We start from the raw sequence: 14,786 nt of genomic DNA on the forward strand, positions 1-14,786 counted from the left end.
ACCTACGGGCGGAAAGGGGGATTCGGGTGGACGTGACGGTCTTGTGTGATGCGGTGGCGGTGTTTCCGGAGAAGGTGGAGACCGCGCTGCCTGGGTGGTCGGCTGCGCAGCAGGAGTGGACGGTGGGGGCTGCGCCGGGGAATGTGGCGGCTGATGGTGGGTGGTGGCTGCATTTTCATAGTTACTTGGTGACTTCGGCGGCTGGGGTTGTGCTGGTTGATACGGGGATCGGGCCGGCTGGAGGGGAGGCGGCTGAGTGGTTGGGGACGGCTGGGCGGTTGCCTTCGTTGCTCGAGGCGGCTGGGGTGTCGGCTGCGGAGGTCGACACTGTGGTGTTGACGCACATCCACCTGGATCACGCGGGGTGGAATATGGCCGCGGCTGTACCGCGGTTCACGAACGCGACGTATGTGGTGCAGCAGGCTGAGGTGGAGCATGCGCGGGGGTCGGCGACGTATGAGCGGTTGGTTCGGCCGCTTGCTGATGCTGGGCAGTTGCGGACGGTGGACGGAGAGGTGTCGCTCGACAGTGTGGTGCGGTTGTTGCCTACGCCGGGGCACACGCCTGGGCATCAGTGCGTGGTGACTTCTCGGGCGGTGCTCGGGGGTGATGTGCTGGTGCATCCGGCGCAGGCGCGGTGGCCGGAGCTGACGTATGTCTACGAGAGGGACCCTGCGATTGCGGTGACGTCGCGGCACGCAGTACTGGCGTTGGCGGCGGCTACCGGAGTACCGATTGCTGCTGCGCATCCGCATGCGGCGCTGACCAGCTCTGCTTTGCCCTTGCCCGCTTCGGGTTCTGGCAGGGAGGTCTGCTCGCCGTACAAGCTCTAGGCGGTCAGCGGTAGCCGGTGGTGTCGGCAGGCTTGCCCTGGGACTCGACCTCGACGATGTAGCGCCAGGCGTCGGGCTGGCTGCCGTCCAGGTCGGTGAAGCCGTAGATCTTGGCCAGTTCGCCGCTCGACAGTGACTTGCCGTGGTACCGGGAAACGTCGGGGTCCGCGGCCAGTGCTGCCACCGCGCGACCGACGTACGAGGGACTCTCCGAGATCGCGAAGTGTGGGATCCGTTCGGTCGCGTCGCGCCAGTTGTCCTCGGTGACGCCGAAGCCGTCGAGCATCGCCTCCGAACGCAACCAGCCGGGGGTGAGCAGGATCGAGGTCGTTTTGTGCGGCTTCAGCTCGTGGGCCAGCGCGAACGCCATCCGGCTGACCGCGCCCTTGGCGACGTCGTAGAAGAACGAGACGCGGTAGTTGGTCGCGTTGTACTCGTCCGTGCCGTCGGTCATCTCGATCACCAGGCCGCCGGGCGACTTGATCAGCAACGGCAACGCGAAGTGGCTGGTGATCGCGTGCGTCTCGACCCCGAGCCGCAGCAGCCTGAGCCCGTCGTCGAGCGGCGACTCCCAGACGGACTTGTCCCAGCTCGGTTCGCCGGTCTGGCCCCAGATGTCGTTCACGAGGACGTGCAACGCGCCCTGTTCGGCCTCGATCCGCTCGACGAGCGCCTTCACCTGCTCGGGATCGGTGTGATCAACCCGTACTGCGATCCCGCGACCGCCGGCTTTGTCGACGAGCTCAGCGGTCTCCTCGATCGTCTCGGGTCGATCCATCTCCGAACGCTGCGCCCTGGTGGACCGGCCCGTCACGTAGACGGTCGCGCCGGCCGCACCAAGCTGAACCGCGATGCCGCGCCCGGCGGCCCGCGTCCCCCCAGCCACCAACGTCACTTTGCCCGCCAAGGCCTTCCCATCCATCTGCTGCCTCCCGCTGTAGCCATACACTGTATGATTTCGTACCATACGACGTATGGTTAAAGCTGGCAAGCCGGTTCCGGGCCGATCGGGACGGCCAAGGGCGGGAGAGGAGCGGCTGAGCCGGCTCACGATCCTTGAGGCCGCGCTGCGCATCGTCGACACCGAGGGGCTGGACGCGATGACGATGCGCCGCCTCGCCTCGACCCTCGGCGTGAACCCGATGTCGATCTACCACCACCTGCCGAACAAGGCAGCCGTCTTCGCCGGCCTGGCCGAACTCGTCTTCTCGCAACTGGAGTCCACCCCGCCGGACGACAGCGTCCCGTGGCAAGACGAACTCAAAGCCGCTGCCGCCGCCTACCGCGACGCCCTACGCGCCCACCCGAATCTCGCCCTACAGGTCCTCTCGGACACGTCAGCGGTCTCGGACGTCGTCGTAGTCACCGTCGAACCGTTCTACCGAGCCCTGGACCGAGCCGGCGCCGAACCCCGCCAGATCGTCGAGGCCGTCAACACGATCATCGACTTCATCCACGGCTTCAGCCTCGGCGAAGCCGCCGTCCGCAACGACACCTTCGACCTAGCCCCCGACCTACTAACCCGAGTCAGCAACCTCCCACCCGGCAAGGCCCCCACCCTCACCCGCGTGGTGACCGAACTCGGCGCGGACGGATTGGCCTACGACTTCAACACCGGCTTCGCCACTGGCATCGCGCTACTCGTCGACGGAATAGCCAGCCGGTACGCCCTCTGAGCTGCACGTTCCCCGATCAGCCCAGCCGGTAGCGCACCCGCACGTCATGACCCCCACCAGACGTGTCGATCTCGACGCTGCCCCTGATCCCGGCCAGTTCCCCGGATCCGGAGCCCGGCGCGAACTCGTAGTACAGGGTCGTCTCCCCATCCATAGACCCAAACTGCTGCAGCACCACACTGCCGCTCAGCCCATCAATCCGCCCCTGAAACAACTCAAGCGCCACATACCCCGCCTTCCCCGCCCCCGGATCCCCCGCCGACAACATCACCCCGGCGCTGGTCCCATCCATCCCCCCAGTCCACACCTTCGTGAAATCAAACCGCCCAGTTGCCTCCAGCAACGAATCCCCGGGTTGCAGCTCAATGCTGAACGCCGCCACCGTCTCCCGAACCCCAGCCACAGCCGTCGATTTCTCAGACATGCGATGGACCCTAGCCCCGCCGCCTGACCCATCGCTTGTAAGAACACGACAACCACCAACAGCTCGTCCGTCGCCCACCCCCGCGGGCAACCGACGAGCGGCCGGAGCGCCGGTGTGGGGGGCCTTCGGGTGGGCTGATAATCGGGGGGTCCCCCACCGCTCGGAGGTTTTGATGCGTGCGAAGGTTTTGTATGTCAGTGATCTGACGTATCCGGCTCGTGGTCGGCGGTACGGGGACGAGGACGCTTATCTCACCCGGGAGCTGCGAGAGCACTTCGATCTGGCGTTGTGTCATCCGTTGGATGCGGTCGGGCTGATGGACCGGTTCGATGCGGTCATCGTGCGGAACAGCGGGGCGGTGCTGCACTTTCAGGCGGAGTACGACGAGTTTCGGGCTGAGGCGGTCGCGCGGGGGACGCGGGTGTTCAACCAGCTCAGCGGTAAGGCTGACATGGTCGGCAAGCAGTATCTGGTGGAGTTGAGCGACGCGGGTTATCCGGTGATTCCGACGACGGACAGCGACCCGTCGACGTTGCCGGAGTCGGCGGGCTATCTGGTGAAGCCGAAGCTCGGCTCGGACTCGATCGGACTGCGCAAGGTGTCCCGCGACGAGCTGAGCACCCTTGCGCTCGACGGACTGCTCGCGCAGCCTTTGGTCGACTTCCAGTACGAGGTGTCCTTCTATTTCGTCGATCGCGAGTTCCAGTACGCGCTCTACACCCCAGATCCCAACCACCGCTGGGAACTCGAGCCGTACCAGCCGACCGACGCCGACCTGACCTTCGCCCAGCGCTTCGTCGACTGGAACACGATCGACCACGGCATCCAGCGCGTCGACGCCTGCCGCACCACCACGCCGGCGCTGGCGACAGCCGCGGAGAACCCCGCCGGCGAGCTGCTGCTCGTCGAACTCGAGGACCTCAACCCCTTCCTTTCCCTGGCGTCGACCACGGACGACCACCGCACCGCGTTCGTCAACCGGGTCGCCTCATCCCTCGGCACCCTGCTCACACTGTGAAGCCACTGGGAGTTCTATAAGGTTTTTTGCTGATTCAGTCGAAGTACTGCGCCAAGTAGTTGCTCATCCCTCCTCGTGTTGTGAAGCCGGCGGCGGTAGCGCCGCCGGCGTGATTAGTGCAGTCACGAACAACGGGATCGTCAGACCGGCCACCAAGACAGGCAGCGCGAACCTGACCGCTCCCAGCGCGAACCCGGCGTAGACCATGACCGCGAAGACCTCGGCGAACAGACCCGACACCGACGTCACCGTCGCGCGCGCCGGACCCGTGATGGCATCCTGCAGCCGCGCCTCGGCGACGATGATGACCAGCTGCATCACGCCGTAGCCGATCGCGATCGGCACGAACCCACTGGCCGTCCCGCTCAACGCGCCCCACGCCAGCATCCCGGCCGACAACGCCAGCCCGACGCCGAGCAGCCACCCACGCATCCGGTACGCCGGACCCGCGAGCGCGCCCCCGATCGCCTGAGCAGCAACCGTGCCGGCGATCAGCAACGGCACCAAGGCCGTCGATGCGCCGATTCCCCTTGCCAGCAAGGGGAAGTACTCGTCGAATGCCAGGAAACCGCCGAGCAGGGCAACGAGCACGACAGCCTTGCGGACAACGCGGCTGGTTGTCACCTCCGACAACCCCGCCCGCAACATCACCACGTACCGTGCAAAGACACTGTCGCCAGGCGAGCTCCCACCCATGGGGCTCGCACCGGCCAGGTGCGCTCCGGGCAACTCTTCTCCAGCCAGGCTGTCAGTCTCGGCCTCCATCTCCTTTGTTTCGTCGGCTGTGGCGACAGGGGTCGCCTCAGGTAGGGACAGCGCTACTGCTGCCTGGGCAAGGCAGCTGAGCACGCTGACGGCACCCAGCAACGGGTAGCCGCCGAGCTTGAACAGCGGTGCTGCCAACGCGGTCGCCGCGAGGTTCAGTACCAACGCGGCCGACTTCGCCCGACCGATCAGGCCGGCGTACCGGTCGGCGGCTCCCCGCGCGGCGAGTTCGTCGTACACGAGGGCTTCGAACGTGCCAGAGATCAGCGCGGAGCTGATTCCCCACAGGACGAAGCCGAGCGCGAACCCGGCGTACGAGGGAACGACGATCCAGCCGGCGAAGCCCAGGCCGCGGACAAGCGTGCCGAGCACCAGCAGTTTGCGTCGGGAGAAGACATCCGCCCAGGCCCCAGAAGGCACCTCGAGCAGGAAAGCGGTCGTCGACCAGATGATGAACAGCGACGAGACCTCCGTCGCCGAGAGCCCGTGATCGGTGAACAGCAACTGGTACACCGGATACAGCGGGATGAAGTCCTGCAGCGCCTCGAAGGCGACGATGCGTGCCGACAGACTGCGCGGCACAGCGTTGGGTTGGCGGCGGTCAGGTTGTCAAAGGTGCGGCGCTGAGTAGTTCATACCAAAGAAGATATCCGCGAACCCGCTACCCGAACAGCTGCTTTGTTCCGGGTGTGGATAAGTGCAGCACCTGGTACCGCGTCCCCGGCACGGTCCCCGGTTCGCCACTCCACAAAGTGAAGTGCACCAACTCCCACCGCCCCGGATCCACCGCGATCGCCGAACTGTGGACACCCGGCATCTCCACCATCCGCTCCAACGCCGCCCTCGCCTCCGCGACCGGCTCAGTCGGGTCGACCTCAGCCGGCAACTGCCACACGTTCTTCGTCGCACTCACCGCCGGCTGATCCACATCACCCCCGGCCATCACCGCAGCCCCGGTCCACTGCCGCACACTCGGCCGCCCGAACGACTGACAGATCCCACTGAAGAACCCACCACCCCACAGGAACCGGCTCATCCCCGCCGCGTCGTTCCACAGATAGAACGGCGCGTACTGATTGACCACCGCCCCGTTCGCCTGGTCCTGCACCAGGTACGCCTTGATCCCCAGCCCGCCGAAGTCATCCGTCCGATCCCCGAATGTCTCCACCCGGCGCCGGATGATCCCCATGTCGTAGTCCGTCGGAAGATTCAGCTCGTACTGCATCGCGTACATGCCGTACATACTAGTTGGTACAGAGCGAAATTGAGAAGCGTTCCCAGCCAAGATCCGGCAGGCTTTGGGGATGGGAGACGTAGGCGAGCGTGTCTGGCGCAAGGTTCCTGCGGGGGCACGGGAGGCGCTCACGACCGGGCTCAGTCCGTCGGAGTTGCAGACGGCGTTGCTTGAGGTGAGCCGGGAGCGGGCGGGGGCGGTGACGCCGGCGCGGTTGGTGCAGCGGTGGCGGGAGGACCGGTTCGTGCGGCCGTCAGAGGTTGATCCGCGGGCGCTGGTGAAGACGCAGGCGATGTTGTGGGAGCGGCTGCCGGAGCGGTTCGCGGGGGTGGAGTTGTCGCCGCTGACGCCGTTGGGGACGTGCTCCGCGGTGGCGACCATTCACCAGAACATGGTGGTCAGCACAATGCGCAGTACCGAGGTCGCGAGTGATCCCACCAACGAGTTGGCGATCGAGGCTTCGGTACGCCGACGCGCCGGGCAGGACCGCGTGGACCTGGCTACCTGTCAGCGGGTGGTTCGCGCGCAGGCGGTCGACGGGCCGGGGATGTTCGCACATTTCCAGCTGTTCGCGCTGGTGTCTAGCGCGCGGGACACCGGGTCGGCACGGATCGAGGCGGAGCTACTGGTCGACCACTTGCGCTTCTGGCACGACGTACTGGGTGATCAGGCGCAGTTCACGTTCACTACGTTCGAGCGGACCGCAGTACGGGAGCGGATCGACGACACTGTGCTGCCTGCGCTGAAGGTGGAGTTCGCCGAGGATCCTGAGCGGCAGAAGGGATCCGGCTACTACGCCGGTACTGCGCTCGGCATCGGCCTGGGTGATGCCGAGCTGGGCGACGGCGGGTTCACGCGATGGACCGCCGAACTGCTCGGAGACGCCAAGGAGCGTTGCCTGATCTCCTGCGTCTCGACCGAGCGGCTGACCGCAGTACTCAGCGAAGCTTGAGGAGAGCCGCTTCGGTGGGCGAGAAGCCGCAAGCCTTGACGTAGAAGTCCGTGAGGTGCGGCTCGTAGTCGACATGCAGCCACTCGCAACCCGCTGCCTTCGACTCGTCGGCGGCGATGCGAACCAGCTCCTTGCCGATGCCCTGACGCCCGTACGACGGGTGGACGGCGGTGTCGAGTACGAACGCGTGCGCGCCGCCGTCCCAGCAGACCTGTACGAACCCGACCAGCTGATCGTTGCTAAAGGCGCCGATCCAGGTGAGCGCATGCCGCTCGAGCCGCTCGCTCCACGGCTGCACCTCTACCTGGTACTCGAAGGCGAGCGCATGCAGCATGGACAGCTGGGCGTCGTCCACTGGGAAGCGGGTCCGGTACTCGATCACGAGGCAGCCTCCGTACTGATCAACACGACCCTGCTGGACCCGGTCAGCGGCAGCAGCTCGCGCGCTGCTCGGAGGCCGGCCAGCGTGGCGGCTCCACTGGCACCAGAGGAGATCCCTGCTCTGCCGAGGTCCTGGACAGCGCGGATCGCCTCGTGCTCCTCCACTGTGACTGCTGCGTCCAGCCCGGCCCGCAGTACCGGCCAGGCGAGGCTTGAGGGCGTACCGCAGTTCAGGCCTGCCATCACCGTCTGACCTGTGGAGATAGTAACCAGGTCATCGGCCTCCAAGCTGCTGGTGACGCAGGCCGCGTTCGCCGGCTCTACCCCGAGCAGGGCAGGAGTCACTGAGCCACTGCGGTAGTGGGTGACAGCAGCCTGGGCAATAGAGCCGACACCCATCGGTACTACGACAAGGTCTGGCTCGACATCGATCTCACGGAACAGCGTCGAGTACCCGTCGACGATGTACTGCGGGATGGCCTCATACCCGGGCCATGCCGAGTCCTGAATGAGCAGCCTCTCCCCTGTCGCCATATCGGCGGCAGCAGCCACCGCAGCGTCGTACGAGTCGTCGACGATGGTGACAACGGCGCCTTCCGAGCGGATGGCCTCGATCGCGCGCTCGCTGACCACGGCAGGGATGAACACGTGTGCCTTGAGCCCGAGCATCGCGGCCATTCGGGCTACTGCTCGACCGTGGTTGCCGTCGGTCGCGGTGACGAGCTCTGTGGTCGCCGGCTGGTCTTGCAGCGCACGGTGGATCGCCCACCAGGCTCCGAGCGCCTTGAAAGCGGGCAGGCCGAGCCGCTGCGACTCATCCTTGACCAGGACCTCCGCTACGCCAAGCTCAGCCGCCAGGACCGGTACTGGGGTCAGCGGGGTCGGGCGGTAGCCGTCGAGGCCCTGGTGGAAGGTGAGTACGTCAGCGGGCGCAGCCGTAGTACGCCATGTCCTTGCGGACGGGTTGCTATGCCAAAGCACTCTGACTAGGCGACCAGGGCGAAGGCTTGGGCTGAGGTGGAGTAGGCGTTCGGCGAGGAGGTGGCCACGCGTTGCGGGGCGGACTCGGTGACGCGGATCGAGGAAGTCTGGAGGTGTACGGGCAGCGTGGCGCGGACCGCGGTGGCGAGGTCGAACTGCACCTCGGCCAGCAGGTCGGCGAGCTCGAGGTTCAAGGCCCGGCAGATCGCCGCGAGGATCTCCGAGGAGGGCTCCTTGCGGCCGCGCTCGATCTCGGAGAGGTACGGCACGGAGACCTGGGCCTGCTCGGCTAGCTCGCGCAGGGTGATGCCCCGCTCGCGCCGCAGCCGGCGGAAGACGTTTCCGATCACCTGGCGTAGCAACACGTCTGGGTCCTCCCCTGCTCCGGTGTCCTTAGGTCGAGTGTGCCACCCCGGGCAGGTCTGCGGTGGGCAGATCTGCCATGGGCAGATTCCTGGGACTCAGCCGCGCGCGGCGGCGACGCTGGACAGCATGAGCGAGACCACTGCACCGAATGCCCTCGACAACCACATCTATCAGCGCCTGCTCTGGCAGCGCATCGTCGTGCTCGGCGACGAGATCAAGGACGAGAACGCGAACGCCCTGTGCGCCCAGCTGATCCTGCTGAACGCCGAGGACCCGAAGGCGGACATCTCGCTGTACATCAACTCCCCCGGCGGATCCGTGTCGGCCGGGCTGGCGATCTACGACACGATGAACTTCATCAGCAACGATGTCGCGACGTATGCGATGGGGCTGGTTGCCTCGATGGGTCAGGTGTTGCTGGCGTGTGGGGCGGAAGGTAAGCGGTATTCACTTCCGCACGCCCGGATCATGATGCACCAGCCGACCGGTGGGATGGGTGGGACGGCGACGGACATCAAGATCCAGGCGGAGCAGTCGGTACTGGCCAAGAAGGACCTGGCTCGGTTGCTGAGTGTGCGGACCGGGCAGCCGGTCGAACGGATCGAGGAGGACTCCGACCGCGACCGCTGGTTCACCCCCGAGCAGGCCCTCGACTACGGAATCATCGACAAGGTCCTCCAGCAACCGGCGCCTGCGCTCACCTAGGCCCGGGCGAGGCCACACGGCCTAGGTGAGCACCGCAGTGTCCGGCACGGATGAGCTGGGTCAGCCCAGGGCTTGGGCCAGATCGGCGGTGAGGTCCTCGGGGGACTCGAGGCCGATGCTTAGGCGGAGGAGGTTGTCGTGAGGCTTGGCTGCCTCGTCTACCAGGCGGTGGGTTAGGCCTGCTGGGTGTTGGATGAGGGTGTCTACTCCGCCGAGGGAGACGGCGTGGGTTACTAGGCGGAGGGATGCTGCTACCCGGGCGGCAGCGTCGTAGCCGCCTGCGGTGGTGAAGGCCAGTACGGCGCCAGGGCCAGCTTGTTGGCGGCCGACCAGGCCTAGCGGGTCGCACTCGGGCAGGCCCGGGTAGTAGACGTTATCCACAGCCGGGTGGGTGCTCAGCCAGTCAGCGACCTTCTCCGCCGACGCCTGCTGCGCCCGGACCCGTACCGGCAGCGTCTGCAGTCCCCTGTGCAGCTCGTACGCCGCCAGCGGGTGAAGCAGGCCTCCGGTGAGTGCACGGACCTGCCGGAGCCTGGCGGTCCATTCGGCGTCCGCCGCGACTACTCCACCCATGACGTCCCCATGACCGCCCAGGTACTTCGTTGCCGAATGCAGCACCAGAGTCGCGCCGTGCTGTGCGGGTTGCTGGAGCACAGGCGTCGCGAAGGTGTTGTCCACAAGCACCGGTACGCCGTTGGCCTGGTGGACAGCTGCTGCGATGTCCACCAGCTCCACCGTCGGGTTGGCCGGGGTTTCCACCAGGACGAGTCCGGTGTCGGGGCGGATGGCGTCGGCGATTCCAGTGGGGGTTACCCAGCTCACCGTCGTACCGAGTAGGCCTGTGGACAACAGGTGGTCCGAGCCGCCGTAGAGCGGGCGGACGGCGACTACGTGCGGGCGGCCTGCGACGACGGTGGCGAGCAGTGCGGCGGACAGGGCGGCCATGCCGGAGCCGTAGGCGACTGCGCCTTCGCAGTACTCGAGTTCTGCGAGGGCCTGTTCGAAGCGGGCGACATTCGGGTTCCACAGCCGCTGGTAGACGAGGCTGCCGCCGTCGGGGCCGTTGCCGAGCGCCAGGGCGTCGTACGAGGCTCCGCCGCTCGCCACGCCGGGCAGCGGGTAGGTCGTGGAGAGGTCGATCGGGGGGACGTGCACGCCAAGCGCTGCGAGATCGTCGCGGCCGGCGTGTACGGAGCGGGTGTCCAGCTGGGTCATGGTCGCCTCCTCGGGGGGATGCGCCCGAGGATGGAATCTTCTGCAGATTCACCGCAAGAGTTCCGAATAAAATTCGTCCACAGAGTTGTCCACACGCTGTGGATTCTGTGGATGGGACTTACAGTGGGGGCATGCCGAAGAATCGTCGGACGCCTGGACCGGCCCCGCGGCCGCTTCCGGCTGCGCTCGACGAGGTCGACCAGGAGCTGGTCCGGCTGTTGACGGCCAACGGCCGGATGCCGAACAACGCGCTCGCCGAGGCGACCGGGATCGCGCCGTCGACCTGCCTGAGCCGGGTCCGCTCGTTACGTGAGCGCGGCGTGATCCGCGGTTTCCACGCGGATGTGGACCTGGCGGCGCTCGGGCGCCCGCTCCAGGCGCTGGTGGCGATCCGGATCGGCGCTCACTCGCGCGACGACATCGACCGCTTCCGCGCCGCCGCGCCGCGGCTTCCCGGCGTACTGGCTCTCTTCCATGTCAGCGGCGCCAACGACTACCTGCTGCATGTGTCAGCCGAGAACCCGGACGCGCTCCGCGATTTCGTCCTGGACCACCTGACCGCAGATCCTGCGGTCATCCACGCCGAAACCAGCCTCATCTTCGAACACGTCCGAGGCACCCCCAGCTGAACAGCCTGTGGATAACTCAGAGTGCGTCGGAGCGGCCGGCCTCGATGCGGGACCACTGGGCTATCGGCCGGCCGTTGAGGATCTTGGGCTTGCCGGGCTGCCACTCCTTGGGCCAGCCGGCCGGTGAGTCCTCCCATTGCTCCCGGCGCCCGTAGACGGTGAGATCCATCAAGGCGTAGCTGTAGTCCATCGCCTCCACGCCGCGGAGAGTCGTCCAGTAGGTCTCGAAGACACGGTCGCCATCGCGGACGTAGCAGATGAGGTGCATAGAGGCTCGAATGCTCGCCAGCTCAGCATCGAAGGTCTCCCGGTCGACTGCTGTGGGCAGGTTCGTCATACCTGGTACGTCGGAGCCTCGCCGGCGTACTCGACACGGTTCAGCGGGGCTTGAGGCCCCAGGCTGTGGCCAGGAGGTCGTAGGAGTGGCGGCGTTCGGCTGGGTTGTGGATGTTGGTGGTGATGATCAGCTCGTCGGCGCCGGCTGAGGTGGCGCGGCGGGTCAGGTCTGCGGCTACCTGGTCGGGGGTGCCTACCGAGACTAGGTTGGCCCACTCCTCGACGGCTGCTCGTTCGCCTTCGGACCAGGGGTAGGCGGCGGCTTCCTCGGGTGACGGGAGCGGGCTGGGGCGGCCTGAGCGGAGGCGGAGCATGGAGAGCTGGTTGGCCAGGCTTAGTTGCTGGGCGCGCTCTTCGGTTTCGGCGACGATCGCGGCTAGGGCCAGGATCGCGTGGGGCTCCGACTGCTCGGGGCTGGGTTGGAAGAGTTCGCGGTATGAGCCGATGACGCCGGCTGGGTCTAGGTTGCCGAAGTGGCCGGCGTACGCGAAGCCGGTACCGAGGGCAGCGGCTGCCTGACCGCCGTACGCGCTCGAGCCGAGTACCCACACGGGCGGCAGGGGGACGTCGTCCGGCTGGGCGGAGATCGGGGCGAACGGGTGACCGGCGGGGAAGCCTTCGGCGTACGCGCGAAGCTCGGTGTACTGGTCGAGGAAGTCGTCGGCGGTGAGGGCCTCGCGGCTGCGGCGGAGGGCCAGTGCGGTGCGCTGGTCGGTACCGGGGGCGCGGCCGAGGCCGAGGTCGATGCGGCCGGGGTAGAGCCCGCCGAGTACGCGGAAGCTCTCGGCGACCTTCAGGGGTGAGTGGTTCGGCAGCATGATGCCGCCGGAGCCGACCCGGATGGAGGAGGTCGCGGCGGCGACGGCGGCGATCATCACCTCGGGGCTGGTGCTCACGACGCTGGGGATGTTGTGGTGCTCGGCCAGCCAGTACCGGTGGTAGCCGGCTGCCTCCGCGCTCTTAGCCAGCTCGAGGGTCTCGTGCAGCGCCTCGGACGGGCGGGTGCCGGTCGGTACCGGGGAGAGGTCGAGCACGGACAGGGGCATCGGCTCAGCAGTCACGTACAACGCCAACCACCGGCTGTGGCCAACTATTCCGCCGGTACGACGGGTTGGCGCGGGTCGGGCGTACTAGGCGGGGTACGGCGTGGTGGTGCGGGCTTCGCGGAGGGGGCGGGACCACCAGGCGAGTTGGGTGAGGAGGGTGGCGGCTGCTGCGGGGGTGGTGGGGTCTAGTGGGGTGCCGTCGGGGGTGAAGGGGTCGGTTGGCTGGTGGAAGCTGAGGGTTTCGCGGATGGTGACGGCGTGGAGTTCGCCGAAGACCTGGCGGAGTTGCTCGGCTGCGCGGAGTCCGCCGGAGCGGCCGCCGTAGACGAGGAAGGCGACTGGTTTCGCGTACCAGGGGCGGCGTACGGCGTCGATCGCGGTTTTGAGATCGCCTGGGTAGCCGTGGTTGTACTCCGGGGAGACGATCACGATCGCGTCGGCCTCGCCGATCCTTGCGGGCAGGTCGGCGGTCGATGTGCGGCTGAGGTCGATGAGGTCGAGTTTGAAGTCGTCTCTGCTGTCGACCTCCCGCGCGAACCAGTCGGCCAGCACGGTGCCGAACTTGCCCGGCTCGGAGTTCCGGACCAGCAAGGCGAGGCGGAGAGGGTGCACAGTCACTCCTCCGACGGTAGAACCTCAACAACACTTGAGGTCAAATGCCAGCTTGCTTCCGCGGCCGACCACTCCGCAGTGGTCGGGTCGGCACCGGCCGAGTTGTTGTTCCGTGGGCCGCTCAGGTGGGGTTGGCTGGGTGCTGGGGCTCGTTGGCTGGGGCGGGGCGGCGGTGTCCGGGGGCCGGGGCGGCGGTCCGTCGGCGGGGCTCGCCCGGGCTAGGGCCTGTGGGCTGGGGATGGCTGGGCTGGGCTCGTCGAGCTAGGGCTGGTTGGGCTCGGGCTCGTCGGGCTGGGGTGTTGGGGTCGCGGCGTCCGGAGCGGGGGGCTGGGGTGCGGCATCCGCAGCGGGTGCGTCCGGGGTGGGGGTGTCCGAGGCGGGCGCGTCCGGGGTGGGTGCCTCCGGGGCGGGGGGAGCCGCGTCTGGGGTGGGGGCGGGGGGTGCGGCTGGTGGGGTGTTTAGGGGGAGGGAGGTGTTGGCGGCTCGCATTAGTTCTACTGATTCGGGGGATTGGGGCTCGGTGGGCGCCGGTTCGGGGTGTTCGGCGGTGGGGAGGTCGACGCCTACTGATTGCCAGGCGGTTGCTACTGCGGTGGCTTCTGGGGAGGTGGGGCCGTACATGTTGCTGGCCGTTCTGTGAGTTGCTTCTGCGAAGGCGGTGAACGTGGTGGTGGGGGTGAGGTTGCCTGAGGTGAGGGTGGTGTACCAGATCTGGCCGGGCTTGTCGTAGGCGTTGCCGCCCAGGGCGGTGGCCAGTAGGTAGAACGCGTGGTTGGGGATGCCGGAGTTGAGGTGGACGCCGCCGTTGTCCTCGGTGGTCTCGACAAAACCCGACATGTGGGCCGGTTGCGGATCGCGGCCGAGGCGGGGGTCGTCGTACGCCGTACCGGGGGCCTTCATCGAGCGGAGGGCGACTCCTGAGACGCCAGGGCGGAAGAGCTCGGCACCGATCAGCCAATCGGCATCCGCAGCCGATTGCCCCAGGTGGTGCTGTTTGGCGAGCGAGCCGAAGACATCGGACAGGCTCTCGTTGAGCGCGCCCGACTGACCTTCGTAGACCAGCCCCGCCGTGTACTGCGTAACGCCATGCGTCAGCTCATGCCCGGTGACGTCAATCGAGCGGGTGAAGTCGCCGAAGATCTCCCCGTCGCCATCGCCGAAGACCATCTGCGTGCCGTCCCAGAAGGCGTTCGCGTACCCATGGTCGTAGTGCACCGTCGAGTTCAGCGGCAGTCCGGCGCCGTCGACCGAGTCCCGCCCGAAGCATTCCTTGAACATCGTCCAGGTCGCCCCGGTGCCGTCATACGCCTGGTTGACGGTCTCGTCGGCCACCGGCGCCTCGCCCTCGCGCCGAACCACCGGGCCCGGCAGCGAGGTGCCGTTCTCCGCATCGTGGACGACCCGTCGCGCGTTCGCGCCATCACCGTCAGGCTGGACAGTGCCTTCCAGCTGGACCGAGCCCTGCCCGAGTGCGGCCGGGCGGCTCCGGAGTACGGCGTCGTGCTGCAGCGACAGGCGGTAGCGAGCGCGCAGGTTGGGGTCGTCCGCGGTGCGCTCGAGGTGTTCGAGCAGGTACGGCGGGACGATGTGATGGACCGTCATGCTGCTGATCG

At 67.3% G+C, this 14,786-nt stretch carries 18 protein-coding genes; 6 read left to right on the forward strand and 12 right to left on the reverse strand.

All coding sequences use genetic code 11. From position 1 onward, the window contains the following. Positions 1-26: 26 nt before the first annotated feature. Positions 27-833: an MBL fold metallo-hydrolase gene (locus tag OHA70_RS10585; RefSeq protein ID WP_328331135.1), complete on the forward strand. Its 807-nt coding sequence runs from the start codon at positions 27-29 to the stop codon at positions 831-833. A gap of 4 nt (positions 834-837) precedes the next feature. On the opposite strand, the gene OHA70_RS10590 is transcribed toward OHA70_RS10585, so the two are convergent. Beyond that, on the reverse strand, positions 838-1,755 hold the full coding sequence (locus tag OHA70_RS10590) for an SDR family oxidoreductase (RefSeq protein WP_328331137.1): 918 nt from the start codon (positions 1,753-1,755) through the stop codon (positions 838-840). A gap of 52 nt (positions 1,756-1,807) precedes the next feature. Between OHA70_RS10590 and OHA70_RS10595 the strand changes: the two genes are divergently transcribed. Then, complete coding sequence (locus OHA70_RS10595) at positions 1,808-2,509, forward strand: TetR/AcrR family transcriptional regulator (RefSeq protein ID WP_328331138.1); 702 nt, start codon at positions 1,808-1,810, stop codon at positions 2,507-2,509. 16 nt (positions 2,510-2,525) lie between these two features. Here the strand turns inward: OHA70_RS10595 and OHA70_RS10600 are convergent, their stop codons facing one another. After that, on the reverse strand, positions 2,526-2,933 hold the full coding sequence (locus OHA70_RS10600; protein WP_328331140.1) for a DUF3224 domain-containing protein: 408 nt from the start codon (positions 2,931-2,933) through the stop codon (positions 2,526-2,528). A 172-nt stretch (positions 2,934-3,105) separates the two neighbouring features. Here OHA70_RS10600 and OHA70_RS10605 point away from each other — a divergent pair, with 172 nt between their 5' ends. Next, positions 3,106-3,951 (forward strand): hypothetical protein, encoded by an 846-nt coding sequence (locus OHA70_RS10605; RefSeq protein WP_328331142.1) that lies wholly within the window; start codon positions 3,106-3,108, stop codon positions 3,949-3,951. A 63-nt stretch (positions 3,952-4,014) separates the two neighbouring features. Here the strand turns inward: OHA70_RS10605 and OHA70_RS10610 are convergent, their stop codons facing one another. Then, a complete protein-coding gene (locus OHA70_RS10610; protein ID WP_328331144.1) occupies positions 4,015-5,298 on the reverse strand; it encodes an MFS transporter in 1,284 nt (427 codons plus the stop codon). Positions 5,299-5,377: 79 nt separating this feature from the next. Then, the gene (locus tag OHA70_RS10615; protein ID WP_328331146.1) at positions 5,378-5,950 is read right to left on the reverse strand and encodes a DUF4865 family protein; all 573 of its coding nucleotides are present in this window, start codon (positions 5,948-5,950) and stop codon (positions 5,378-5,380) included. A 70-nt stretch (positions 5,951-6,020) separates the two neighbouring features. On the opposite strand from OHA70_RS10615, the gene OHA70_RS10620 reads away from it, so the two are divergent. After that, on the forward strand, positions 6,021-6,902 hold the full coding sequence (locus OHA70_RS10620; protein ID WP_328331148.1) for a hypothetical protein: 882 nt from the start codon (positions 6,021-6,023) through the stop codon (positions 6,900-6,902). Here the strand turns inward: OHA70_RS10620 and OHA70_RS10625 are convergent. The 3 genes from OHA70_RS10625 to OHA70_RS10635 are packed head-to-tail and all read right to left on the reverse strand — an operon-like array spanning position 6,889 to position 8,629. Continuing rightward, positions 6,889-7,284 (reverse strand): GNAT family N-acetyltransferase, encoded by a 396-nt coding sequence (locus OHA70_RS10625; RefSeq protein ID WP_328331150.1) that lies wholly within the window; start codon positions 7,282-7,284, stop codon positions 6,889-6,891. The two genes, OHA70_RS10620 and OHA70_RS10625, sit on opposite strands and share 14 nt — an antisense overlap. After that, the gene (locus OHA70_RS10630) at positions 7,281-8,264 is read right to left on the reverse strand and encodes a pyridoxal-phosphate dependent enzyme (protein WP_328331152.1); all 984 of its coding nucleotides are present in this window, start codon (positions 8,262-8,264) and stop codon (positions 7,281-7,283) included. The genes OHA70_RS10625 and OHA70_RS10630 overlap by 4 nt, the downstream gene beginning before the upstream one ends. A gap of 5 nt (positions 8,265-8,269) precedes the next feature. Next, positions 8,270-8,629, reverse strand: coding sequence for a helix-turn-helix domain-containing protein (locus OHA70_RS10635; protein WP_328331154.1), 360 nt, complete (start codon positions 8,627-8,629; stop codon positions 8,270-8,272). A 70-nt stretch (positions 8,630-8,699) separates the two neighbouring features. On the opposite strand from OHA70_RS10635, the gene OHA70_RS10640 reads away from it, so the two are divergent. Continuing rightward, positions 8,700-9,335 (forward strand): ClpP family protease, encoded by a 636-nt coding sequence (locus tag OHA70_RS10640; protein WP_442913904.1) that lies wholly within the window; start codon positions 8,700-8,702, stop codon positions 9,333-9,335. A gap of 60 nt (positions 9,336-9,395) precedes the next feature. Here the strand turns inward: OHA70_RS10640 and OHA70_RS10645 are convergent, their stop codons facing one another. Further along, complete coding sequence (locus OHA70_RS10645; protein ID WP_328331158.1) at positions 9,396-10,550, reverse strand: trans-sulfuration enzyme family protein; 1,155 nt, start codon at positions 10,548-10,550, stop codon at positions 9,396-9,398. A 131-nt stretch (positions 10,551-10,681) separates the two neighbouring features. On the opposite strand from OHA70_RS10645, the gene OHA70_RS10650 reads away from it, so the two are divergent. Beyond that, complete coding sequence (locus tag OHA70_RS10650; protein ID WP_328331160.1) at positions 10,682-11,179, forward strand: Lrp/AsnC family transcriptional regulator; 498 nt, start codon at positions 10,682-10,684, stop codon at positions 11,177-11,179. Positions 11,180-11,195: 16 nt separating this feature from the next. Here the strand turns inward: OHA70_RS10650 and OHA70_RS10655 are convergent, their stop codons facing one another. The 4 genes from OHA70_RS10655 to OHA70_RS10670 all read right to left on the reverse strand — a co-directional run bounded on the left by OHA70_RS10655 (position 11,196) and on the right by OHA70_RS10670 (position 14,775). Then, positions 11,196-11,516, reverse strand: coding sequence for a DUF899 family protein (locus OHA70_RS10655; RefSeq protein WP_442913879.1), 321 nt, complete (start codon positions 11,514-11,516; stop codon positions 11,196-11,198). 40 nt (positions 11,517-11,556) lie between these two features. Then, positions 11,557-12,576, reverse strand: coding sequence for an LLM class flavin-dependent oxidoreductase (locus OHA70_RS10660; RefSeq protein ID WP_328331162.1), 1,020 nt, complete (start codon positions 12,574-12,576; stop codon positions 11,557-11,559). Positions 12,577-12,645: 69 nt separating this feature from the next. Beyond that, a complete protein-coding gene (locus tag OHA70_RS10665) occupies positions 12,646-13,179 on the reverse strand; it encodes an NADPH-dependent FMN reductase (RefSeq protein WP_328331164.1) in 534 nt (177 codons plus the stop codon). Between the two features lie 255 nt (positions 13,180-13,434). Beyond that, the gene (locus OHA70_RS10670) at positions 13,435-14,775 is read right to left on the reverse strand and encodes a M4 family metallopeptidase (protein ID WP_328331166.1); all 1,341 of its coding nucleotides are present in this window, start codon (positions 14,773-14,775) and stop codon (positions 13,435-13,437) included. Positions 14,776-14,786 lie beyond the last annotated feature (11 nt).

This window comes from Kribbella sp. NBC_00382, from assembly GCF_036067295.1.
Lineage (GTDB): Bacteria > Actinomycetota > Actinomycetes > Propionibacteriales > Kribbellaceae > Kribbella.

Bases quoted from the DNA above. Each gene is read 5' to 3' on its own strand.
- OHA70_RS10670 (WP_328331166.1), bottom strand. From the start codon at position 14,775: ATGACGGTCCATCACATCGTCCCGCCGTACCTGCTCGAACACCTCGAG.
- OHA70_RS10615 (WP_328331146.1), bottom strand. From the start codon at position 5,950: ATGTACGCGATGCAGTACGAGCTGAATCTTCCGACGGACTACGACATG.
- OHA70_RS10620 (WP_328331148.1), top strand. From the start codon at position 6,021: ATGGGAGACGTAGGCGAGCGTGTCTGGCGCAAGGTTCCTGCGGGGGCA.
- OHA70_RS10605 (WP_328331142.1), top strand. From the start codon at position 3,106: ATGCGTGCGAAGGTTTTGTATGTCAGTGATCTGACGTATCCGGCTCGT.
- OHA70_RS10645 (WP_328331158.1), bottom strand. From the start codon at position 10,550: ATGACCCAGCTGGACACCCGCTCCGTACACGCCGGCCGCGACGATCTC.
- OHA70_RS10590 (WP_328331137.1), bottom strand. From the start codon at position 1,755: ATGGATGGGAAGGCCTTGGCGGGCAAAGTGACGTTGGTGGCTGGGGGG.
- OHA70_RS10655 (WP_442913879.1), bottom strand. From the start codon at position 11,516: ATGACGAACCTGCCCACAGCAGTCGACCGGGAGACCTTCGATGCTGAG.
- OHA70_RS10650 (WP_328331160.1), top strand. From the start codon at position 10,682: ATGCCGAAGAATCGTCGGACGCCTGGACCGGCCCCGCGGCCGCTTCCG.
- OHA70_RS10595 (WP_328331138.1), top strand. From the start codon at position 1,808: ATGGTTAAAGCTGGCAAGCCGGTTCCGGGCCGATCGGGACGGCCAAGG.
- OHA70_RS10600 (WP_328331140.1), bottom strand. From the start codon at position 2,933: ATGTCTGAGAAATCGACGGCTGTGGCTGGGGTTCGGGAGACGGTGGCG.